The sequence below is a fragment of the Myxococcus sp. AB025B genome (genome assembly GCF_006518215.1).
GTDB classification, from domain to species: Bacteria; Myxococcota; Myxococcia; order Myxococcales; family Myxococcaceae; genus Myxococcus; species Myxococcus fulvus.
This window is the reverse complement of sequence record NZ_SRLW01000012.1, coordinates 35,285-57,496: the sequence shown is the minus strand read 5'-3', so window position 1 is coordinate 57,496 and position 22,212 is coordinate 35,285. Positions and strand designations below refer to the sequence as shown.

Genomic DNA, 22,212 nt, shown 5'->3' with positions numbered 1-22,212 from the left:
CATGGCGCGAATCACTCAAACACCTCTCGGTGCCGGCTGTTTGAGCAAGGTCAAGGCAGACCCTGTGTCACGCATTGACCCTACTACCGTGGTGGTATTGCATCAGGCATTGGGTTCGCTCGCGGTGTGCTCTGCCTTCGTCGCCGGACGGAAGCGCTTCCCGTCCCACGCTTGGGCGGCTACCCTTGACGCGCTGCTTCCGCCCCTGGACCTACATCCTCCCCCGAGGAGCTTCACGCATGTCGTCGTCTCTGCCCCCCGCGTTCAACATCGCCTCCGTGGACGTGGAGGGCTTCCACCGGGACCTGAAGGCACTGCGCGCGGAACTCGACGCCAATCTGGGCGAGGCGGATGCGAAGCACCTCCGCAAGATCGAGCGCTGGGGCCGCATCGGCACGCTGCTGGGCATCGCCACCTGTTGGATCGCCCCGAACCCGTTCAGCGCCGCCGCGCTCAGTGTGGGCCGCTCGACGCGCTGGCTCCTCATGCATCACGTGGGGCACCGCGGCTATGACCGTGTCCCAGGGCTCCCCGCATCCCGCACCGGCAAGGGCTTCGCCAAGGGCGCACGCCGCTACCTCGATTGGCTCGACTGGATGCTCCCGGATGCCTGGGTGTTCGAGCACAACGTCCTCCACCACTCGTACACCGGTGAGGAGTCGGACCCCGACCTCCTCGAGCGCAACGCGGAGGGCACGCTGCGCAACCCGGCCCGGCCCCTGTTCCTGCGCTACGTCCAGCTCACCCTCCTGGCCCTCACCTGGCGCGCCTCGTACTACGCCCCCGAGACGCTCAGCGCCCTGCGCCGCAAGGGCCGTCGTGATGGCGGCTCGCTCTCCGGCGCCGAGTGGAAGGAGCTGCTGCTTCGCTGCTACTTCCCGTACGCCGCCGTCCAGTTCGTCCTCTTCCCGGCCCTGTTCCTCATCATCGGTCCCTGGGCGGCGTTCAGCGCGTTCTGCAACTCGCTGATGGCGGACGTGCTCACCAGCGTCCACACGTTCCTCGTCGTCGGCCCCAACCACACCGGCGAGGACCTGTATCGCTTCGACACGTCCCCCGCGAACAAGGGCGAGCGCTACGTCCAGCAGGTCATCGGTAGCGCCAACTACCGCACCGGCGGAGACCTCAACGACTTCGCCCACCTCTGGCTGAACTACCAGATCGAACACCACATCTGGCCCGACCTGCCGATGCTCAAGTACCGCGAGGCCCAGCCCAAGGTCCTCGCGCTCTGCCAGAAGTACGGCATCCCCTATGTCCAGGAGAGCGTCTGGACCCGCGTCCGGAAGATGGTGGATGTCGTCGTGGGCAAGCGCTCCATGCGCAAGCTCACCCCGCGCGAGAGCGCGGAGACCGCTCCCGTCGCCCCCGAGTCACTCCAGGCTCACGTGGCCTGACTCCAGGGCTCAGCTCGGCGACGCGCGACGCTGGCGGGGCGGCATGGCCCGCGTCAGCGTCTTCTCCGCCGTGCCACCGTTGTCCTCTCGGCGCAGGACCTCCGCGTCCACCACCCGCGCGCCATCGGCGGAGACCGGCGGCCCGAGCGTCACCACGAGCACCCGATAGGACTCCTCCAGCCGCTTGTGCAGCTTGATGAAGTTCACCTGCGCCGTGCCGGGCATGTCCTCGGTGTACGTGAAGTACCAGCGCAGCTCGTCCAGGTGCGTGTAGTACCGGTCCACCACCGCCTGCTCCTGCTCGGGCAGGTGGATGAGCTGCTCGAAGGCCCCCTCCGCGTACCGCGAGGCGATGGTCTCCAGCAGCGGCTCCCGGCTGCGCAAACGCGAGAAGAGCGCGAACATCTCGTCACGCCTTGCTTCCAACCGGCGCATGATTCCAGCCGCGTCCATCGCAATCAGGTTGCGGACACGCGCGGCGATCTCATCGGCCTTCTTGCGACGAGCCATGGGACCGCAGCCTAACCTCTGCTCACAAGCCAGGCCAATGGGGGGCGAACAGCGTGGCCTGACAGACGAATCGCGGGCCGCCGTCTTTCGGCGGCAGGGGACTCCCGTTCGCCTGCTACGCTCGCCGCATGGTGCTCAAGATCGTCCAGGCGGGAGAGCCGGTACTGCGTCAACAGGCGCGAGACCTGACGCCCGAGGAGATTGGCAGTCCGGAGATTCAGCGGCTCATCGTGTTGATGCGCGACACGATGCGAGACGCCCCGGGCGTGGGGCTCGCTGCGCCCCAGGTCGGCGTGGGCCTTCGCCTGGTCGTCATCGAGGACCGCGCGGAGTACCAGGCCGGCGTGGCGCCCGCGGACCTCGCGGCGCGTGAGCGCCAGCCGGTGCCCTTCCATGTGCTCATCAACCCGAAGCTGACGGTGGAGGACTCGACCCCCGCCGAGTTCCATGAGGGCTGCCTTAGCGTGAACGGCTTCGCGGCGCTCGTGGCCCGAGCGCGCGGCGTGCGCGTGGACGCGCTGGATGAGCAGGGCCGCCCCGTGACGATTCGCGCGACGGGCTGGTACGCCCGCATCCTCCAGCACGAGCTGGACCACCTCGACGGCACGCTCTACGTCGACCGGATGGCCACTCGCAGCTTCACGACGGGGGAGAACCATCGTCGCCACTGGGCCGGGCGCTCCACCGCCGAGGTGCGGTCCGCGCTCCGGATTCCCTCCGACGCCGAGTGAGGCCCTGGGAGGCTCGTCGAGGAGCACAGCTTCGATGGGCCCGCAGCGGTACAGCGCGAAGTCGAGCCCTCCGCGCGTTGTACCCGGAGAGGGGAGCGCCTACGGTGGCCTCCGTCAAACCCTGACGGGGGAACACCGATGACTGTCGCGAACGAAGACCTCACCCGGCCCATCCTGATTGGCCGCTCGAGCTCTCACTTCACCCGCATCGCGCGCATCTTCGCGGCGGAGCTGGGCGTCGCCTACGACTTCCACATCCTGCGCGACATCATGTCGCCCAATCTCCAGGACTACGGCGGCAATCCCGCGCTCAAGATTCCCGTGCTGCGCACGGCCCGAGGCTCGTGGTTCGGTACGCTCAATGTCTGTCGCGAGCTGCGGCGCCACGCCACCCACAAGGCCCGCGTGCTGTGGCCCGAGGACCTGACCGAGTCCCTGTCCGCCAACATGCAGGAGCTGGTCCTCCAGACCATGGCCACGGAGGTGACGATCGTCATGTCCAAGGTGGGGGGCGGGGCCCAGTCCGGGGCTCACCACGACAAGCTGCGCACGAGCCTGCTCAACATGATGGCGTGGCTGGAGCAGAACGTGGACGCCGCGCTCGCCGAGCTCTCCTCGGAGCGAAGTGTGAGCTTCCTCGAGGTCTCCCTGTATTGCCTCGTGATGCACCTGTCGTTCCGCGAGGTGCTGGACACCACCCCCTACGCGGCGCTCACCGCGTTCTGTCAGCGCTTCGGCCAGCGCGCCTCGTGCGTCGAGACGACCTTCCGCTTCGACACCTGAGCACTCGCGTCACGCCCGGGGCCCACCGCGCCCCGGGTTGCGACGTGACACGAGTCGCGCGATAAGCGACGGCGATGATCACCGAGGTCCAGGCAGGTCCCTATACCGTCCGAGGCATCTCCGTCGGCGGTGTCTACACCTCCCTCCAGGTGCCCGAGCTGGACGTGGTGCTCGACGTCGGCATCCCCATCCGCTCGTTCGCCGGGTGCGATCGCATCTTTCTCAGCCACGCGCACCCGGACCACGCCAGCGCGCTCGGGGCGCTGCTCGGCATCCGCCGGTTGATGGGGAAGGGCGCTCCACAGCTCTTCATCCCCGCCGAAATCGAGGCGCCCGTCCACGAGGCACTCCAGGTCCTCTCCCGGCTCCATCACACGTCGATGGAGGTGACCACCGTCCCCATGCGGCACGGAGATGTGCAGCCCCTGGGGCAGGGGCTCCACGTGCGCGCCTTCCGTACGCATCATCCCGTGCCCTCGCTCGGCTATCAGTTCTTCCGCCGCGCGACGAAGCTGCGGCCCGAGTTCCTCGCGCTGCCGCCGCAGGAGATCGCCCAACGTCGAAAGGCTGGTGAGGACCTCTTCACCCAGGTGGACCACCTGGAGCTCGCCTACGCGACGGACACGCTCTCGCGCATCCTGGAGACCGAGCCGACCTTGTTCGACTCGCGCGTGCTCGTCATCGAGTGCACCTTCGTCGACCCGAAGCGCTCCGTGCAGGACGCGCGAGATCGCGCGCACCTCCACCTCGACGAGCTCCTCGCCCAGGCTGACCGCTTCCGCAACGAGGCCCTCGTGCTCATGCACTTCAGCCAGGCGCTTGGCCCGCAGGATGTGCACGCCCTCGTTCGTGAGCGGTTGCCGCCCACCCTCGCGGAGCGCGTCCGCATCTTCGCGCCCGAGTCGGGCCGCTGGTTCGGTTGAGCGCCCGGCTGTCGCGCTGAACAGCTCAGTCCGGCCGCAGTGCCTCCAGCTCCGCGAGCACCGCTCGCAGCTCAGGCGCCTCCAGCGCCTTCTCCACCGACGCGAAGAACTCGGACAGGTCTCCCGCGCCTTGGTGCTCATAGACGCAAGCCTGCAGCCCCATCTCCAGCCGGTCCACCTGTCGCACGAGCCGCGCCTCGAACGACGTGCCCTGCTCGTACTCGTCCCAGAGCGCCAGGTACTCCGCGCCGCGCGGCAGCTTCCCCACGAGCTGCTCCATGGCCCGCCGCTCCAGCGCGTGCTTGTCCTCGCGCCCCACGCCGTCATGTGGCGTCAGGTCTCCCACGTACGCCTCACCCAGGTCATGCAGCAGTGCGATGCGCACCGCGCGGCTCGCGTCCGCCTCCGGGAAGTGGCTGTCCGCGATGAACAGGCACAGCAGCGCCACGAAGAGCGAGTGCTCCGCCACGCTCTCGCAGCGTTCGGCCGGAATCCCCACCCGCAGCCAGCCCTGCCGGAAGAGCTGCTTCAAGTGGTTCAGCTCGAAGTACGTCTCGATGAGCGGGAGCGTCTTGCGTCCTCGCAACAGGGCCACGGGCGGCGAGCTCTTCGTCTTCATGTCGCCCTCCACGGTACACCGGCCCGCGTCCGTACTCCGCGTGGGTCACCGTCCCAGGTCCGGGAACCCTCCGCGTGCGTCTTCGCTGGGCCCACGTGCGTTCACCCCGTCACCTCGGGTAGAGGGGAGGCGAGGGGAGCGTGTCCACGCATCCGGACATGGCTCCGAGGAGGGGGAAGCACCCATGGAGTCGTCTCGTTGGTTCGTCGCCGCGCTGCTCGTGTGTGTCGTCGCCTGCAAGCAGGAGCCTCCCGCGCCCCCGCCGGCGCCCGTGGCCGCGCCCGTCGTCACGGAGCCCGAAGACCTGCCGTTCCCCGAGACACCCCTGCCGCTCGTCGCAGAAGCCACGCCGCCCGACGCCGAGCCCGCGAAGCCTCCCGAGCCCCCGTTCACCGGTGACCTCCCGGCCCTGCGCAAGCGCGGCGTGCTGCGCATCCTCGTGGAGACCACCGACGAGAGCTCCCTGCCTCGCCAGGGCACGCCCCGCTCGCAGGACCGCGAGCTGCTGGAGCGCTTCGCCGAGAAGCACGGCCTGGCCGTCGAGCTCATCGCCGTGGAGCGCTTCGACCAGCTCATCCCCCTGCTGAAAGAGGGACGCGGGGACATCATCGCCGCCGACCTCACCGTCACCCCGGAGCGCTCCCGCGAGCTGGCCTTCACCCGTCCCATCGCCCTGGTGAACGAGGTGCTCGTCGGGAAGAAGGGCGCCACGGACCTGCCGCGCAAGCCCCAGGACCTCGCGGGCCGCGCCGTGCACGTGCGCGCCAGCTCCACCTTCGCCGCGTCCCTCGCCGCGCTCGCGCAGGCCCAGGCCCCGGGCCTCACCGTCCATCCCGAGCCCGAGAGCCTCGACTCCGAGGAGCTCGTGTGGAAGGTCTCCCGCGGAGAGCTGCCCCTCACCGTGGTCGACAGCCACCTGCTCGCGGCCATCCAGACCTACAACCCGGACGTCGAGGCGCTCTTCCCCGTCGCGGAGAAGCGCGCCCTCGCCTGGGCCGTGCGGCTGGAGAACCCCCTGCTGCGCACCGCGCTGGACGCCTTCCTCGTCGAGCGCGCCCTCACCGACCACCGCGAGCAGCGCTTCACCGGAGACCTCGACGGCATCCGCAAGCGCGGCGTGCTCCGCGTCCTCACGCGCAACAGCCCCGTCACGTACTTCCTCCATCGCGGCGAACAGGCGGGCTTCGACTACCAGATGGCGAAGCTCGCCGCGGACGCGCTCAAGGTGCGCCTGGAGGTCGTCGTCCCGGACACGTACGAGGAGCTGCTCACGTGGCTCAAGGAGGGCCGTGGCGACGTCATCGCCGCCGCGCTCACCGTCACGCCCGAGCGCCAGCGCGAGGTCACCTTCAGTCGCCCGTATCTCTTCGTGGAGGAGGTCCTCGTGCAGCGGGTCGGCTCGCCGCGTCCCGCGTCCCTCGCGGACCTGAAGGGCCAGTCCCTCCACGTGCGTCGCACGTCCAGCCACTTCGCCCACCTGAGCACCCTCGCGACCCAGCACGGGTTCACCGTCGTCGAGGAGCCCGAGGACCAGGACACCGAGACACTCATCGACCGCGTGGCGCGCGGCGAGATTCCCTTCACCGTCACGGACAGCCACATCCTCGCCGCCGAGCGCGTCTATCGCGACGACGTGGAGGCCGCGCTGACGGTGCCGGGGCAGGGCACTCCCGCGGGCAAGGATGGACATCACGGCATCGCCTTCGCCGTGCGCTCGGGGAGCGTGAAGCTGCGCGCCTTCCTCGACGGCTTCGTGCAGAAGACCTACCGCGGGACCGAATACAACCTGGCCCGCCGCCGCTACTTCGAGGGACGCCGCGCCGAGGCCCCGGCGACCACCGAGGCGGCCGTGGCCGCGGGCACCATCTCCCCCTACGACCTACTGGTGCGCTCGTACTCCTCGCGCTACGGCATGGACTGGCGATTGATGGTGGCGCAGATGTTCCAGGAGAGCCGCTTCGACCCCACGGCGCGCAGCTGGGTGGGCGCGCAGGGCCTCTTCCAGGTCATGCCCGCCACGGGCCGCGAGCTGGGCTTCCGCAAGCTCGAGGACCCTGAGCAGGGCATCCACGCGGGCGTGAAGTACATGCACCAGCTCCTCGGCCGCATCGCCCCGGAGATTCCCTTCAAGCAGCGCCTGCGCTTCGCCCTGGCCTCCTACAACGCGGGCCTGGGCCACGTGCTGGACGCGCGCCGGCTCGCGCAGGAGCAGGGCCTGGACCCCAACCGCTGGTTCGGCAACGTGGAGAAGGCCATGCTCCTCCTGGAGAAGCCCAAGCACTACCGCCGCGCGCGGCACGGCTACTGCCGGGGCTCGGAGCCCGTGAAGTACGTCTCCGAAATCCAGACGCGCTACGGCGCCTACGTGTCCGTCGTCCAGCACTGACGGACACGGGCGTGCGTCAGAGTCCCACGCCCACGTAGGCCGCGGCCCACGGGCCGCTGAGCGAGACGGAGAAGCTGTCCGGGCCCTTCACCGGGCTCACCTGGAAGTTCTTCGCCTGCGACACGAACTGCGTGTAGCCGACCTGCATCCGTGTGTGGAACCAGCGGTTGAGCTGGTACTGCAGCGCCGCGCCCGCGCCTCCGCCGAAGATCCACTTGCGCGAGCGCGCCTGGAAGTACCGGCCGTCGATGACCGGATCTCCGCCGCCCGTCCCCGGGATGTTCGCGGAGATGCGGCCGGTGGCGAGCGACACCTCCGACGCGACGCCGAACAGGCTCACGCCCAGGCTCAGCGAGTCCGTGAGCGACAAGCGCTTCTCCAGGCCCGGCCGCAGCGCCAGGACCTGGACGTCGTCACCCAGCAGGTACCAGTCCACGCCATTGGTCCACCACCAGTCCGTCCGGCCGGAGCCGCGCACCATGTTGAAGTGGATGCCTCCCGCCAGCCGCACCGCGTTGGCCCGGGCGCCCACGGTGCGCACCTGGTTCCTCAGTCCGGGGATGTCCGTGCTCGGGTGCTGCATCCGCCCCCAGCCGCCGCCCACGTCCACGGCGACCTGGGGGATGCGCCGCTCCTGCTCGGGCTCCGGTGGAGGAGGCGGCGTGTCGGCGAAGGCCGGAGACACCGGCCCCCACGCCATGAGCAACCCGAGTGCATACAGGGACGCGCGCATGATGGACCTCTAGAGCCCCGCCACCTTCGCGGCGCTGCTCACCGTGTAGACCAACGTCAACTCCTGCTGAGAGCGCGGCGGCGCCGTCAGCTCGAAGCGGGCGATGCCCTCCGCGCTCACCTTCGTGGGCGCCGGGCGGGTGGTGTCCTTCTGGAGCGTCACCTCCACCGACTCCACCTCCGAGACGGGGATGCGCTCCTCCAGCGCCACCGCCGCGGGCTGGGCGCTCATGTTGGAGAGGAACATCTTCACGTGGTGCGTCTTCTGCTTGCGCCCCGACAGCCGGCTCGTCTCCTCCTGGATGTCCGTCATCCGGGCGACGCGCAGCGAGTCCTCGCTGCCGAAGCCCAGGCGCACGCGCTCGCCCTTGCCGGTGAAGCGCAGCTGCGAGCGCCCCACGTAGCCGCTGGTCCGCACCAGGTCCACCGGCCCCGCCAGCAACACGGACGGGCCCACGTTGTCGAACCTCGCCACGCGGTGCACCAGCGGCGACAGCTCCGGGCACACCACCAGCTCCGACGCGGCGGGCGCGGTGAAGTGGAACAAGGGGATGCGGTGCGGCTCTCCGTCCGCGGGGATGTGGGCGCGGTGGGGCGCGGTGAGGGACAGCGCCTCGCCGCCGTCATCCATGCCGGGAAGGCCCTCGTCGCGTCGGGCACCGGCGCCCTCGCCCGTGTTCTGGATGACCTCCTCGCGCACCGAGACGTCCACCACCTGCTTCTCGCGCTCCGTCTTGTCGCGCAGGAAGAGCCAGTCCGACTCCAGCCGGGGCGGCGCCGCGCCCAGCGTGGGGCGCGCCGTGGACAGCGCCAGCTCCACGTCCTTCCATTCCTCCTCGGTGCGCTGCCACACCACGGCCTCGCACTCCAGGCGCACCGTCGTCGGGCCCTGGGTACCCTGGGCCTGCTCCAGCGTCGCGCGGTACGCGGGGCGCCACGCCGCGCAGGGCACCAGGTAGGTGATGGACAGCAGCGCCGTGCCGCCCGCGGGATGGCCCACCTCGAGCTCGGCGTGCACGTCCAGCTTCACCTCGGGCTTCTGCGTGTTCGACAGCGCGCCGCGCGCCTGCGCGAGCTGCTGTTGCAGGCGCTGCTCCTCCACGGCCGCCAGCCGCCGGGCCGAGTCCACGGCCTCCATCGCCTCGCGAACGCTGTCGAGCTGCTGCTTCCACGTGTCGGGCTGCGCGACGCCTCCGCCGGACTGCTCGGAGATGGCGCGATACACGTCCGCGTGGGCCGCGGTGAGCAGGCCGTGGCGCGTGTTCAGCCGCTCCCGGTCCGCGCGGGCCTGACGCTCCAGTCGCTCCAGGTCCGCGACACGGCGGCTCAGCTCCGTGGCGTGCTCGCGCAGCGCCTCCGGAGGCTGGGCGCGTGTTACGCGGCGCACGCGGGCCTGGGACACGGTGCCTCCGGCGAGCTTCGCCTGGAGCGAGCGGTCCACCGCCAGCGGCGACAGGCCGGCGATGACCAGCCGCTGCGCTCCGGGGACCAACGGGACTTCTCCTCGGCGCTCGACGAGCGCGCGATCTTCCAGGACGGTGACCTTGACCACCGGCAGGGTGAGGGGCGTGCTCATCAGGTCCTCCGGTTTCCGCCGCCCAGCATCTTGCTGGCGGGAATCTTCACGGTCCACGTCGCCTTCAGGGTCTGCGCCTCACCGGGCTGCAGCACCACGCGCCAGGCACGCTCGCCCTCCACGGGTGTCTCGCCCGGGAGCGGCGTGCGCTTCTGCCAGGGGGGCGCGGTCTCCATCTCCTCCACCTTGATGTCCTTCTCGTAGCCGGTGGGGACGGCGGGCACGCGCTCGCAGACCTCCACGAGGATGCGGTTGGAGAGCCGGTTGGCCAGCTCCACCGACACGTGGTGCGTGAGCATCGTCGCGCCACCGAAGATGCCGCCGGTGGCCTCGTCGAACCGCGTGTTGCGCGCGACCTTGATGGACTCCTCCACGCCCAGGCCCAGGCGCTGCGTGGCTCCCGGGGGCATGGTGGGCAGCGGGGAGGTCATCAGGAACTCGTCGCCGAGCGTGACGTCCACGGGGCCGGCGAGCAGCGGGTAGGGCGTCCGGTTCTCCACGCGCACGGTGCGGAAGGCCCTCGGCTCCACGGAGGGGACGATGACGTACTCGGCGGACAGGCCCACCGGCACCGACAACACCGGCAACGTGTGCCAGGCCGAGTCCGAGGGGACGTCGACCCGGGACTCCAGGTCGAACTTCGCGTCGAAGTGCATCGCCGACTCGCGCGGTGACGCGGACCACGTCGGCAGGGGCAGCTGGCGGAGGCTCGACACCTGCTGCTCGCTCACGGCGATGAACGAGAGGACGTTCACCTGGATCTGCATGGCCTGCAGGGCGATCAGCTCCCGCGTGACGTGGGTGGGACGCGAGCGCAGTCGGCCCCGGCCCTCCAGGTCATCGGCGCCGGCCAGCGTGAGCCGGTCGTAGTCCAGCAGGCTGTCGGAGGGCTCCAGGCGCGGCGCGGCGGAGAGGCGGTCCACGCTGGCGCCGCCTCCTCCCATGGCCCCGTCAACGTCGGCGAGGTCCATCGACGCCATCGGCAGGTCGTCGGCGTCGCCCGGCGCTTCGGCCAGGACCTCTTCCTCCAAGGGCGCCTGGTTCCTGGCGAAGCCGCCTCGCGAGCGCGACAGCTCCCGCTGGGGCGCCATGGAGGGACGGGGCGGTATGGACGGAGCGGCGAGACGCTTGGCCTTCGCCGACGGTGGTGCGGAGCCCACGGCGCCACCAGGTGCGGCGCGGAGCTTCTCCATTCCCGAGCCGGTGCTCTCGTGGTCCGCGACGTACGGCGCGGGCGCGGGGGGAGGAGGTGGCTCCATCGGCGGTGGCCTCGGCTTGGTGAGCGCCGGAGCGCGGCGGGCGTCATACCCCGCGAACAGCTCGTCGAGCCCCGGCGGTGGCTCACGCCAGCCCGAGCGCGGCGGTGGCGGCTGGCGACGACCGATGCGCAGTGCCTTGAGCTCGGGGACCTCGGCCCGGCGGTCCAGGGCGGCGGTGGACACGGACAGCTTCACGCCGGTCCAGTCCTCGCCCGTGTTCTGGCTGACGGTGGCCCTCATGCGCAGCGAGCCTTCCTCCAGCGTGCGAGGCAGCCGCAAATCGTAGGTGGGCACCCAGAGCGCGCCGGGCACCGCGTACTCCAGCGCGATGAGCGCGGGCGTCTCGCGGGGCCAGGGGTTGCCGGACAGCGTGAGCACCGCGGCGCGGAACACGCGGGCGCGCTCGCCCCGGACGGAGGAGGAGGCCTCGTGCAGGTGCTGGCGTCGCAGGCGGACGTCGCTCTCCGCGTCGCGCAGCTCCCGCTCCAGGTCGAGCTGCCGCGCGTTCAGCGTGGCCAGCTCCGTGTCCACGAAGGACGTGAGCGCCAGCAGTGAGTCGAGGGGCGTCTGGTGGGGCGTGTAGCGGGCCTTCTTCTGCGGCGGGAAGGTGGGCTTGAGCTTGCCCACGGCCTGCAGCTCGCGCCGGGTGACCTCCAGGCGCGCCGTCACGTCCGAGACGCGCGAGAGGGCCTCCTCCAGGGCGCGGTGCTCCTGGGGGACGTCGACCTCGGGAGGGAGCTGGACGTCGAAGGTGGGGCGGATGGCGCGGATGGTGAGGCCGGGCGGGCCCTGTCGCACCGCGGCCCGGAGCGTCCCGGTTCGCAGCGAGAGGGGAAGTCCGTTGAGCTGGATTTCATTGGGGACGCGGTCCTCCACCAGCTGGAGGGTGGCGATGCGCGTGCAGAGCGCCCCCTCCGCGTGAACGGTGACCGCATCCAACATGGATGGCACGACGAGCATGCGCCCCCTCGGCTCAGGTGAGGGCGCAAGGGTAGTCGAGATGGGTTTCGGAATCATGTCCCCCTGGGGGCGTCGACCCCGGGTGGGGCCGTGGGGTCCTCTTCCGGGGCCCACCGCAGCACGCGTCCACCGGGCAGTCGCAGGGCCCACTGGCGCCGCCGCGTCGTGTCGTGACGCCGGGCGATGAGCACGAGTCCCCAACGTCGCACCAGCTCGCCCGAGGCTGTCACGCGCCAGCTCGCGTCGAAGTCGAGCAGGTCCCTGGACAAGGAGCCCGGCAGTCGGCCCTCGTCGCGCAGGGCCTGGGCGAAGCGTCGTCCCTCCACGCGCGCGTCGGGCTCCATGGACATGGGGTTGGACCGGGCCCATTGCTCGAAGCGCGGCGCGAAGTCGGGACCGAGCGCGGAGGCCAGCAAGGGCCACGCACGCTCCACGCCCCGGCGGCGCTTGCTCATCAGGGACTGCGCCGCCGCGAGCACGCGGGCCTCGTCGAACCCTGGTGGAACAGGCGCGCCGACTCCGAGCGCGCGCACGAGCTCCGCCTGGGCGCGGGCCTGTCGCTCACGGGCGCTCATGGCACTCCCTCCCGATTTGCGTCGGTGGCGCCGCGCTCATGCGTGGCACTCCGCGTATCCCGCTGCTCATGGACCCCGCGGGGGACAGCTCGCTCGGGTGTGCACTGGTGGGTCTCCCGGCCAGGTCGCTCCGTGCCACGCAGGAGCGCCTGCTTCATCGCGGACAGCTCCGCGGTGAGCTCCGCCTCGGGGGGGAAGCGGTCATCGCGCTCGAGCATCACCGGAACGGGCCCCAGTCGCGCGGCCAGTCGCTCCAGCAAGGTGAGCGGTCCCGGGGGGAGCGGATGCGCATGCGTGTCGTGATACAGCCCGCCGCGCTGGACGCCGCCGGCCACGTGTACGTACGCCAATCGCTCACGAGGCACGGCCGCGAGCACCGCGTCCGCATCCGTGCCGTGATTCAGCACGTGGGCGTGGAGGTTGGCCACGTCCAGGAGCAGCGAGGCCCCGGTCCGCTCCAGCACGCCGCGCAGCAGGTCCGCTTCCGAGAAGGCCGCGTCGGGCCACTCGAACAGCGAGGCCACGTTCTCCAGCGCGAGCGGCACGGGCAGCGCGGCCTCGGCCATCCGGATGTTCTCGGTCAACACCTCCAGCGCCTCCTCGGAGCGCTGCACCGGCAGCAGGTGCCCCGACTCGAGCCCTCCCGCGCGGACGAACGCGAGGTGCTCGCTGACACACACCGCGCCCAGTCGCTCCGCCAGTCCCGCCAGCCACGCCAGCCTCCGCGGGTCGGGCGGCTCCGCGGAGCCCAATCCCAGCGAGACCGCGTGCAGCACCACGGGGACACCGCGCTCGCGCAGCCGTGAGAGCGGCTCGGGGATGGGGCCCTTCGGCGAGAGGTGCTCGGCGAGCACCTCCACGAAGCCGAGCCCCGGGCGCCGGTCGATGAAGAGCGCCAGCTCGCGTCGCCACCCGATGCCGACTCCCCGAAGACCGGGCACCGTCAATCGCCACCTCCACCGCAGCCGCCGCAACCACCACCGCCGCCACCGTCGCCGCCGCTGCTGCAACTGCTGGAGCCGCTGCAGCCGCTCGAGCCGCTCACGCCGCCGAAGGATGAGCCCGAGGGGTCGATGTGCCTGCGCATCAGCTCGAAGTCGCTCATCGCCACCGCGCCCAGGCCGAAGAGGGCCACCGCCACCCCCAGGTCCTGACTGTTCATCACCTGGGAGTTCTCCGTGCTCATGATGGACGTCTTCAGCGGCTGCTGATTCCAGCGCAGCGCGTGGAGCAGCGCCGAGCCCCGGCGGCTGGTCCACACGGGCCTCGCGAGGAAGAAGAGGGTGACCGCCGTGGCGAAGCAGAGGATGACCAGGAAGGCCACGGGCCTCTCGCGCTCCAGGCCCACGTTGACCTTGGCGAGCCCCAGCAGGAGGACGCCGAGCAGCGGCAGCATCGGCAGCCACCGGGCCCGCGTGGCCTGGCCTTCGTCGACCAACCAGCCGCGCTGTTGCAGGGGCTGCTTGAGCCGCTCGATGGCGGGCTCGATGCTGGCGACCAGCTCCGCGTTGCTCTTCTTCGACTCATGGACCGCGGCGTAGACGAGCCGCTCGAAAGGGGACGCGAAGTCGGACCGCTTGCCCGTCGTGGTCAGGGTCGTGCCGTCCATGACCAGGGCCTTGTCGTGGAGCAGCCTCGCCAGGGCCGTGTGGGCCACGGCCTTGGGGCCGGAGAGCATCGCGAGCTCGTACGGGTCCAGCTTCTGCGGCAAACCGTCCGGGCCGCCTCCCGGTGTGCGCAGCATCCAGCGCAGCAGCAGTCCGAGCGCCACGGCGCCCATGGCCAGCAGGACATACAGCGCGAGGAAATCCGGGCCCGACAGGTTCAAGGGGTCCATCATTGCGCCCTCCCACGGTGGGTTCGCCCCTTGATGAAACGCTGCCGGGCGCACGTGACAGCCCGGTCCCGTGACGTCTTCGTGACGTCCGGGTGTCACCGGGGCGCCATGTGTCGGGACCTGTCGGCCAGCCTAGCGTGGAAGCCTTTTCGCTGGGGAGGTGCGGCCTGCGCGACCCAGGGTCAGCTCGCGTCCTGACGGGCGACGGGCTCGGGCGTGGGCTTGGGGCGCTTCACCTCCTTGCCCGTGCAGTCGTGTCCGACCACGGGCGGGAAGGTGCTGCTGGGGCGGTACTCCCAATGCCACGGCTCGGAGGGCACGGTGCGGCGGAAGCCGAAGCGACAGGCATTGGCCTGGAGCCATTGATAGCGCTTCGACGTGCGCTTGCCGATGACCAGGTCCACCGCGAGCCCGCGCTGATGGTTGGAGCGTCCGGGCCGCGCCGCCTTGTTGCCCCGACCCCGGCGGTACTGCTCGTACAGGAGGCGTTGCTCGGGCAGGGAGCGGTAGCCGCTGGTGACCCGGAGGGCGATGTCGTGCTTCGCCGCGTCCAGCGTCATGCGTTGGAGCGCGGAGGCCGCGTCGCGGTGGAGACGGTGGCCGCCATCGATGTGGACCAGCTTCGCGGCCTTCGCCTTGCGACGAGGACGGGCCTCGGCCGCGAGGACGGCGGTCGTGAAGAGGCACACGAGGAGAACGGCACTCCAGCGGAATAGCGCGAGCGACATGGCGGAATCCGGCCCGGGGGGGGGGCCTGACTTTCGCGCGTCCATTCCCGCAGGCAAGCAGCCGGGGAGCCGAGCCCTCGACGGACGGTTTCGCGTCGTCAGAACAACGAGAGCTGCGCGGCGGCGGGCTTGGCCGTCGGTGCGGGCAATGGCTGGAAGCCGCGGGCGCGCGCCCAGTCCACGCTCGGGCCGGACCAGTGGTGCAGGTCCATGCGCGCCTGGCCTCGCTCGTCGAACCCGACGCCCTCGGCCTCGAGCAGCTCCTTCTGTCCGTGGCCCGTCAGGCTGATGCCGCCCGTGCGGTTGATGATGCGCTGCCAGGGCACCGTGGCCGAGCGTGCGCCCAGCGCGCCCAACGCATGGCCGACCACCCTCGCGTCGCAGCCGTCACCGACGATGGTCGCGATGTCGCCGTAGGTGGCCACCTTGCCGGAGGGGACGGCCTGGACGACGGTGTAGATGCGCTCGAAGTAGTCGCGCTCGTCGCGCGCGGGCTGCGTCATGGGGCGTTGCTCCTGTCGAGGACACTGTCACCCTGTGGGGCCTTCAGCCGCTGCGCGAGCCCAGGCCCGTGGCTTCGCCTGCCTTCAGGCGCTCGTGCAGCGTGCGGGCCTCCAGGTACCAGAACTGCACGTTGCCGAAGCTGAGGATGTCGCCGTCGCGCAGCGTCGCCTCGCGCAGGCCCAGGGTGCCCGCGTTGAGGAACGTGCCGTTGGTGGAGCCCAGGTCCTGCACCGTGCAGCGGTGCTGGGATTCGTTCCAGCGCAGCTCGGCGTGCAGCTTGGAGACGGACGCGTCGTCGATGACCACGTCGCAGTCCATGCGCCGGCCGATGCGCAGCCGGTCCGTGGCGTGCAGCGGCGGGAGCGTGGCGACGCGCAGATGTTCGAATTCGAACAGGAGGGTCATCATGCCCAGGCTGATGTCCTCGGGCGCGGCCATGCGGGTGGGCGCGAGCACGGCGGCCGAGGCCTCCGAGGGTGGACGCTGGATGAGGGCGAAGGGCCCCAGCTGGCGCTCGAAATCCCTGGCGGGCAGTGACGCGGCGAGCGCGCGCAATTCCTGGACGGACAGCACGGAAGGCAGCCTAGCGGCTCACCCCGCGTGCGCCCAGCGTCCGCGAGGGTCCCTGTACGGCTTTCATTGACCTGCATGTCACGGGTTCCCTACATTGGGAGCTTCATGGAGGGGGCCGGGCTCCGGGAGGAGCGCCGGCCCTCGACTTTTTCGTGAACCTGGGAGTGGTGGAAGGAGCTGTGTCGATGGCTAGCGGGAGCGACAACATCCCGATGACCCCCTCCGGGCTGCGCAAGCTCAAGTCGGAGCTCAAGCACCTGCAGTCCGTCGAGCGAGGCAAGATCTCGCGGGAGATCGAGGTCGCCCGCGCCCACGGGGACCTGCGCGAGAACGCGGAGTACCACGCGGCGAAGGAGAAGCAGTCCCACATCGAGGGCCGCATCCTGACCCTCAATGACTGGATTGCGCGCGCGGAGGTCATCGACCCCAGCAAGCTGGGCGGTGACAAGGTCATCTTCGGGGCGACGGTGGACCTGCTGGACACGGAGACGGACAAGCCCGTCACCTACCGCATCGTCGGGGAGATGGAGGCGGACCTGAAGAAGCGCTGGCTCGCCGTGACGTCGCCGGTGGCGCGGGCGCTCATCGGCAAGCGCGTGGGCGACATCGCCACGGTGCAGAGCCCCGGTGGCACGCGCGAGCTGGAGATCCAGGAGATCCGCTTCGAGGATCCCCAGGACGAAGCCCCGGCTGGCGAGGGCTGAGTCCGCCGTCCGACGGGAACAGTTGAGGACAGTCGGCGGGGGAGCGGGCCTTGGCTCGCTTCCCCGGTCGCGTTTTCTGGGAGACGTCACCCCCGTTCCGTAGGATGGATGGACGTGACTCACGCGTGAACCATCCGCTCGCCAGTCTTGTAGGGCCCCTGCGCTACGCGTGTCAGCGCGACTTCGCCATGCTCGCGACGGTGAAGGGGCTGACGCCCGTCCTGGAGCGCGCGCTGGCCGGAGCCAGCGGCGTGAGCGCCGAGGCGCTGGGACACCTGCGCGCGGCGCTGCCGTACGTGGACCACCCCACGCCCGAGCGCCGCAAGGCCGCGCTGCGGCGGGTCGTCGCGGGTCTGAAGCTCAGCGGCGTGGTGCTGCCAGCGGAGCTGGAGGGGCTCGCGAGCGGGGAGGGCGCCGCGGACGCGGTGCACGAGTCGCGAGGGACGCTGGCATCGGAGCCTCGCGGTGAGGCGTCAGGCGCGCGGCGCGCTCCTTCGGGCGAGCCGAACCCTCCGCGAGGGACGTCGGAGTCGGAGCCTCGCGGTCATGCGGCCAGCGCGCGGCGTACACCTTCGGGCGAGCCGAACCCTCCGCGAGGAGGGCCTGCATCGGAGCCTCGCGGTGAGGCGTCAGGCGCGCGGCGAACTCCATCAGGGGATTCGAGCTCTCCGCGAGGGGGGCCTGCATCGGAGCCGCGCGGTGAGGCGTCGGGCGCGCGGCGTACTCCATCAGGGGATTCGAGCTCTCCGCGAGGGGGACCTGCATCAGAGCCTCGCGGTGAGGCGTCGGGCGCGCGGCGTACACCTTCGGGCGAACCGAACCCTCCGCGAGGCATGTCGGAGCGGGAGCTTCGCCAGGCCGCGTCGGGAGCACGTCCTCCGGCGTCGGGAGACTGGACGCACGGAGGGGCCGACACGGCGCGGACGCCTCGCCCCAATCCGAACGCGGGACGGGTCCAGGAGGGCCAGTTGGGCCCGGTGGTCCGGGGTGCGAGCGGACGCGCCTCGGCGGACGGCGGACAGGGCGGGCCGCCTCCGGGCTACGTCCAGATTCCACCCTGGAGGTCGAACGAGCCCGTGCCGACCTCTGCCCGGGCGAAGACCGCGGCGCCCCGCACCGGGGGCGCGGAGCTGGGGAACGCGCCCCGCGCTTCATACGGCGCGCAGGCGGGACTCGCGCGTCCTGGTACGCCCCCAGCCCCGCGCGCCGACGGACGTCCGGGCCGACAGACCTCCCTCGACACGGGCCCCGCGAGCACGTCCCCGGCCAAGGCGCGCAAGGAGAAGGAGCAGCGCAAGAAGAAGCGCGCCGTGGCGGCGGAGGCCTCCCGCTCCGAGGCGAAGCTCTTGTCCATCGCGCCGCGCTCGGGGCCGTTGTCCTCGCCCCTGAAGACGCTGGGCAAGCGGCTGGGGCCCCGGCTCATCTCCGCGTTGGACAAGAAGGGCCTCAGGCGGATGGGCGACATCCTCTTCCTCCTGCCTCGCTGCTACGAGGACCGCAGGCGGCTGCTCACCATCGCCGAGCTGGAGCCAGGCGCGCGCGGCGTCACGGTGGGCATCGTCAAGGTCGCCGACTTCGTGCCCGGCAAGCAGGGGCGGCGGATGTTCCGCGCGGTGGTGGGGGACCGCTCGGGCAGCATCGCCGCCACGTATTTCAACGCGGGCCCGTGGCTCAAGAGCCGCTTCACCGTGGGCAAGCGCATCGTCCTCTCCGGCGAGGTGCGCGCGACGATGAGCGGGCGCGAGATGGCGCACCCGGAGATCGAGCCCGCCGAGGACCTGGACTCCGCCGGCTCCGTGCACTTCAACCGCATCGTCCCCGTGTACCCGGGCTTCGAGCGCGGCGAGCAGCGCTCGTTCCGCGAGCTGGCCTCGCGCGTCGGTGAGCAGTACGCGCACGAGCTCGAGGACCCGCTGCCCCCGGAGCTGCGCCGTCGCCTGGAGCTGATGCCGCTGCCGGAGGCGCTGCGCTTCATCCACTTCCCGCCGGACTCGGCCGACCTGGAGGCGCTCGACGTCCACCAGAGCCCGGCGCACCGTCGGCTCGCGTTCGACGAGCTGTTCTTCCTCCAGCTCGGCATGGCGCTCAAGCGCCAGGGCGTCAAGGCGGAGCTGGGCATCGCGTTCGACGTGTCCCCCATGCGGATGGACAAGGCGCGCGCGGCGCTGCCCTTCCAGCTCACGGGGGCCCAGGCGCGCGTGGTGGAGGAGCTCGCCCGGGACATGGCTCGCGAGGAGCCGATGAACCGGCTGGTGCAGGGCGACGTGGGCAGCGGCAAGACGGCGGTGGCCATGGTCGCCGCGATGGTGGCGCTGCAGGCCGGCTACCAGGTCGCGGTGATGGCTCCCACCGAAATCCTGGCGGAGCAGCACGAGCGCAACTTCCGCAAGGTGCTCGGTCCGCTCGGCTTCCAGGTGGGGCTGGTGAGCGCGTCCGGCACGGCGAAGGCCAAGCGCCAGGTGCGCGACGCCGTCGCCCGGGGAGACATCCACCTGGCCGTGGGCACGCACGCGCTCATCCAGCAGGACATGTCCTTCGACAAGCTGGGGCTGGTGGTCATCGACGAGCAGCACCGCTTCGGCGTGCTCCAGCGTCACTCCCTGATGAGCAAGGGCCCCAAGCCGGACGTGCTGGTGATGACGGCCACGCCCATCCCGCGCACGCTGGCCATGACGCTGTATGGAGACCTGGACCTCTCCATCATCGACCAGCTCCCGCCCGGCCGCACGCCCATCAACACGCGCGTGTTCAACGACAAGCAGCGCGCGCGCGTCTACGAGTCCATCGCCTCGGAGCTCGCCAAGGGCCACCAGGCCTACGTCGTGTATCCGCTGGTGGAGGAGTCGGAGAAGCTGGACCTGGAGGACGCGACGCGCGGCGTGGAGAAGCTGCGGGTGGCCTTCCCCCAGGCGAAGGTGGGCCTCCTGCACGGGCGGATGAAGGCGGAGGAGAAGGACGCGGTGATGGAGGACTTCCGCGAGAAGCGGCTGGACGTCCTCGTGTGCACCACCGTGGTGGAGGTGGGCGTGGACGTGCCCAACGCCTCGGTGATGGTGGTGGAGGCGGCGGAGCGCTTCGGCCTGTCCCAGCTCCACCAGCTCCGTGGGCGCGTGGGACGTGGCGCCGCGGCCAGCTACTGCTACCTGGTGGCGAGCAGCGCGCGCTCGTGGGAGTCCACCGAGCGGCTGTCGGTGATGGAGGCCAGCAGCGACGGCTTCGTCATCGCGGAGAAGGACCTGGAGATTCGCGGGCCGGGCGAGTTCCTCGGCACGCGGCAGAGCGGCCTGCCGGAGCTGGCGGTGGCGAACCTCGCGCGGGACGGAGACCTGCTCTCCATGGCGCAGGCCGAGGCCCGGCGCATCCTCGCCAGGGACCCGGACATGAAGTCCCCCGAGCACCAGGGACTGGTGAAGGCGCTCGAGGAGCGGTGGGAAGGCCGGCTCGCGCTCGCGCGGGTGGGGTAGCGCGCGTCAGGGCCCCTCGTCGGGGCTCGCGGGCTTCGGGAGCGGCTCGTAGCCGCGCTCCTCCACCCAGGCACGCTTGCGCGTGGCCGTCCTCCCATCCGGTCCGGCGAGGACGCCCTCGCCCTCGGTGCAGGCAAGGCCCAACCTCCGCTCGCATGGGTCCACCGCGACGACCGTGCAGCCCTTGAACGAGTAGATGCCGGGGCTGTCGTCCGAGGTCCCGGCGAAGGTGTCCTGGCTTCCACCCAGGTCGATGGTCGTACAGCCCCCACCCTCCGAGGACTGGGGTTCGGAGCACAGGAAGACCGCGCTGTAGGAGCCGCCCGAGGTCTCCCCGGACGTTCGATAGAGGTCCGAATACGGGTCGGCGCAGAGCCAGGCGGTCTCGGCGCACGCCGGCAGGTGGGCCTTCTTGCAGGGGGCGTCGTCCCCATCGCGGGTGAACACCCCATCCTCCCCGCCGAACTTGTCCAGGTTGAAGTAGGTGCTCTTGCGGGTCCTCTCATCGCCCCAGCGCACGGCGTGGCGCGCGGCGTCGAGGGCCGCGGACTTCTTCTTCGCGCGGAACAGGCACAAGGACAGGTCCGCCCACGCGGCGCCGTCCTGGGGTGACAGCTGGGTGAGCTTCTCGAACAGGGGACAGGCCTTGGCGAACTGCTTCGCGTCATAGGCCTTCTGGGCCTGGGCACGGAGGGCAGCGGCGTCCGGGGGCGCGGCCGTGAGCAGCAGGAGCAGGGGTGTCAGCATGGAGGGCGTCCGCGTCAGAGGCGGGTGGCGGCCGTGACGTACACCGGGAGGCGGAAATTCACTTCCAAGGTCTTGGCCTGCTCGGTGATGTCCCAAACGCTCGAGCTCCCCAGAGACCTCCTCGCCCAGCCGCAGCGAGCGCCGCATGCGGACCACGCCCCAGACGCCACACACCAACGTCCCCACGAGCAACGCTCCCTGGAGGCTGACCGGCTCGAGCGTGGTCGTCCGGAGGCCGAGGAGCTGATACCCGCCGACGAGCGCCAGCAGCAGCGGGATGCTTCCCTGGACGAACGGGAGACGCGTGGGCGGAGGTTGGATGCCGCCCGGGGATTCGACCCGCCCGAAGATGAACGCCGGCTCGGCCATCGCGCGAGCGTAGGGTGGGGGGCCTTGTCTTGGATAGCGTGCCGCCGGGGAAATTCCCGCGAGGGTTGTCGGACCCGCCCGCTGCTGCGAGTGCCTCGCGTGTATAGGCTTCGGGCATGGGAGATCTGGATCGCGCCGAGTATCTGTCCCGACAGGGCATCCATGACCCTCGGGTGCTGGAGGGCATCGGCCGCTTGAGCCGGGCGGAGTTCGTGGCGGAGCACTCGCGCTCGGAGGCGGGCGTCGACGCGCCGCTCCCCATCGGGCATGGGCAGACCATCAGCCAGCCCTATGTCGTGGCGTTCATGACGCAGGCCCTGCGCCTGGAGGGGCATGAGCGGGTGCTGGAGATCGGCACGGGCTCCGGCTACCAGACGGCGCTGCTGTCGCTCTTGTGCCGCGAGGTGTTCACGGTGGAGATCATCCCGGAGCTCGCCCGCTCGGCGCGCGAGCGGCTCCACCGGCTGGGCTTCGAGAACGTGTACTTCCGCCAGGGCGACGGCGCGGAGGGCTGGCCGGAGCAGGCGCCGTTCGACGCCATCATGGTCACCGCCGCGCCGGTCGAGGTGCCCTCCATGCTGCTCGCCCAGCTCCGGCGTGGGGGCCGGATGGTGGTCCCCGTCGGACCGCTGGAGGGCGCCCAGCAGCTTCTGCTCATCCATCGGGCCAAGGAGGTGGGGCAGCTCCCCCGGGTGGAGACGCTCTTGCCCGTGCGCTTCGTCCCCTTGACGGGGCCGACGGGAGTCCCCCGGCCCTGACGGACCCGAGAGGGGAGCGGTCCGCCCGGATGCCTGGAAGCCACCACGGGCCGAGAAGTCGCGTTGCCCCCGAACGT

The 22,212-nt window shown here is 70.9% G+C and carries 20 protein-coding genes; 8 read left to right on the top strand and 12 right to left on the bottom strand.

The genetic code is table 11. The features are described from left to right. Positions 1 to 239 precede the first annotated feature (239 nt). On the top strand, positions 240 to 1,397 hold the full coding sequence (locus tag FL311_RS03605) for a fatty acid desaturase (RefSeq protein WP_141323457.1): 1,158 nt from the start codon (positions 240 to 242) through the stop codon (positions 1,395 to 1,397). 9 nt (positions 1,398 to 1,406) lie between these two features. On the opposite strand, the gene FL311_RS03600 is transcribed toward FL311_RS03605, so the two are convergent. Beyond that, the gene (locus FL311_RS03600) at positions 1,407 to 1,907 is read right to left on the bottom strand and encodes a hypothetical protein (RefSeq protein ID WP_141323456.1); all 501 of its coding nucleotides are present in this window, start codon (positions 1,905 to 1,907) and stop codon (positions 1,407 to 1,409) included. 128 nt (positions 1,908 to 2,035) lie between these two features. Between FL311_RS03600 and def the strand changes: the two genes are divergently transcribed. From def to FL311_RS03585, 3 genes are all read left to right on the top strand, one after another. Then, the gene (gene def / locus FL311_RS03595; protein ID WP_141323455.1) at positions 2,036 to 2,638 is read left to right on the top strand and encodes a peptide deformylase; all 603 of its coding nucleotides are present in this window, start codon (positions 2,036 to 2,038) and stop codon (positions 2,636 to 2,638) included. Positions 2,639 to 2,776: 138 nt separating this feature from the next. Then, positions 2,777 to 3,421 carry a glutathione S-transferase family protein gene (locus FL311_RS03590; RefSeq protein ID WP_141323454.1) on the top strand — a complete coding sequence of 215 codons (645 nt, stop codon included), beginning with the start codon at positions 2,777 to 2,779 and terminating at the stop codon, positions 3,419 to 3,421. 74 nt (positions 3,422 to 3,495) lie between these two features. Next, entirely contained in the window at positions 3,496 to 4,344 is an 849-nt protein-coding gene (locus tag FL311_RS03585) for an MBL fold metallo-hydrolase (RefSeq protein WP_141323453.1), read from the top strand. 25 nt (positions 4,345 to 4,369) lie between these two features. Here FL311_RS03585 and FL311_RS03580 read toward each other — a convergent pair whose 3' ends face one another. Next, complete coding sequence (locus FL311_RS03580; RefSeq protein WP_141323452.1) at positions 4,370 to 4,963, bottom strand: HD family hydrolase; 594 nt, start codon at positions 4,961 to 4,963, stop codon at positions 4,370 to 4,372. A gap of 184 nt (positions 4,964 to 5,147) precedes the next feature. Between FL311_RS03580 and FL311_RS03575 the strand changes: the two genes are divergently transcribed. Then, positions 5,148 to 7,349, top strand: coding sequence for a transporter substrate-binding domain-containing protein (locus FL311_RS03575; protein WP_141323451.1), 2,202 nt, complete (start codon positions 5,148 to 5,150; stop codon positions 7,347 to 7,349). Positions 7,350 to 7,365: 16 nt separating this feature from the next. Here FL311_RS03575 and FL311_RS03570 read toward each other — a convergent pair whose 3' ends face one another. The 9 genes from FL311_RS03570 to FL311_RS03530 all read right to left on the bottom strand — a co-directional run bounded on the left by FL311_RS03570 (position 7,366) and on the right by FL311_RS03530 (position 16,093). Next, complete coding sequence (locus FL311_RS03570; protein ID WP_141323450.1) at positions 7,366 to 8,082, bottom strand: hypothetical protein; 717 nt, start codon at positions 8,080 to 8,082, stop codon at positions 7,366 to 7,368. Between the two features lie 9 nt (positions 8,083 to 8,091). Then, positions 8,092 to 9,657, bottom strand: coding sequence for a DUF4139 domain-containing protein (locus FL311_RS03565; RefSeq protein ID WP_141323449.1), 1,566 nt, complete (start codon positions 9,655 to 9,657; stop codon positions 8,092 to 8,094). Next, positions 9,657 to 11,876, bottom strand: a complete 2,220-nt coding sequence (locus tag FL311_RS03560) for a DUF4139 domain-containing protein (RefSeq protein WP_141323448.1) — start codon at positions 11,874 to 11,876, stop codon at positions 9,657 to 9,659. Before FL311_RS03560 ends, FL311_RS03565 begins: the two co-directional genes overlap by 1 nt. A 53-nt stretch (positions 11,877 to 11,929) precedes the next feature. Continuing rightward, entirely contained in the window at positions 11,930 to 12,451 is a 522-nt protein-coding gene (locus tag FL311_RS03555) for a hypothetical protein (protein WP_141323447.1), read from the bottom strand. Further along, on the bottom strand, positions 12,448 to 13,392 hold the full coding sequence (locus FL311_RS03550; RefSeq protein ID WP_228556654.1) for a DUF692 family multinuclear iron-containing protein: 945 nt from the start codon (positions 13,390 to 13,392) through the stop codon (positions 12,448 to 12,450). Before FL311_RS03550 ends, FL311_RS03555 begins: the two co-directional genes overlap by 4 nt. Before the next feature lie 2 nt (positions 13,393 to 13,394). After that, positions 13,395 to 14,291: a TIGR04222 domain-containing membrane protein gene (locus FL311_RS03545; protein WP_141323446.1), complete on the bottom strand. Its 897-nt coding sequence runs from the start codon at positions 14,289 to 14,291 to the stop codon at positions 13,395 to 13,397. Positions 14,292 to 14,470: 179 nt separating this feature from the next. Further along, positions 14,471 to 14,977, bottom strand: coding sequence for a D-alanyl-D-alanine carboxypeptidase family protein (locus FL311_RS03540; RefSeq protein WP_223783694.1), 507 nt, complete (start codon positions 14,975 to 14,977; stop codon positions 14,471 to 14,473). Between the two features lie 137 nt (positions 14,978 to 15,114). Then, positions 15,115 to 15,519, bottom strand: coding sequence for an MGMT family protein (locus tag FL311_RS03535; RefSeq protein ID WP_141323444.1), 405 nt, complete (start codon positions 15,517 to 15,519; stop codon positions 15,115 to 15,117). A gap of 43 nt (positions 15,520 to 15,562) precedes the next feature. Continuing rightward, the gene (locus FL311_RS03530; protein ID WP_141323443.1) at positions 15,563 to 16,093 is read right to left on the bottom strand and encodes an FHA domain-containing protein; all 531 of its coding nucleotides are present in this window, start codon (positions 16,091 to 16,093) and stop codon (positions 15,563 to 15,565) included. Between the two features lie 185 nt (positions 16,094 to 16,278). Between FL311_RS03530 and greA the strand changes: the two genes are divergently transcribed. Together greA and recG are read left to right on the top strand one after the other, a co-directional pair. After that, complete coding sequence (greA, locus tag FL311_RS03525) at positions 16,279 to 16,797, top strand: transcription elongation factor GreA (RefSeq protein ID WP_141323442.1); 519 nt, start codon at positions 16,279 to 16,281, stop codon at positions 16,795 to 16,797. A 125-nt stretch (positions 16,798 to 16,922) separates the two neighbouring features. After that, positions 16,923 to 20,261, top strand: a complete 3,339-nt coding sequence (gene recG / locus FL311_RS03515) for an ATP-dependent DNA helicase RecG (protein ID WP_228556653.1) — start codon at positions 16,923 to 16,925, stop codon at positions 20,259 to 20,261. A 6-nt stretch (positions 20,262 to 20,267) separates the two neighbouring features. On the opposite strand, the gene FL311_RS03510 is transcribed toward recG, so the two are convergent. Then, positions 20,268 to 21,008 carry a M48 family metallopeptidase gene (locus tag FL311_RS03510; RefSeq protein WP_141323441.1) on the bottom strand — a complete coding sequence of 247 codons (741 nt, stop codon included), beginning with the start codon at positions 21,006 to 21,008 and terminating at the stop codon, positions 20,268 to 20,270. A 485-nt stretch (positions 21,009 to 21,493) separates the two neighbouring features. On the opposite strand from FL311_RS03510, the gene FL311_RS03505 reads away from it, so the two are divergent. Then, the gene (locus FL311_RS03505) at positions 21,494 to 22,135 is read left to right on the top strand and encodes a protein-L-isoaspartate(D-aspartate) O-methyltransferase (protein ID WP_141323440.1); all 642 of its coding nucleotides are present in this window, start codon (positions 21,494 to 21,496) and stop codon (positions 22,133 to 22,135) included. The last annotated feature ends 77 nt before the right edge of the window (positions 22,136 to 22,212 follow it).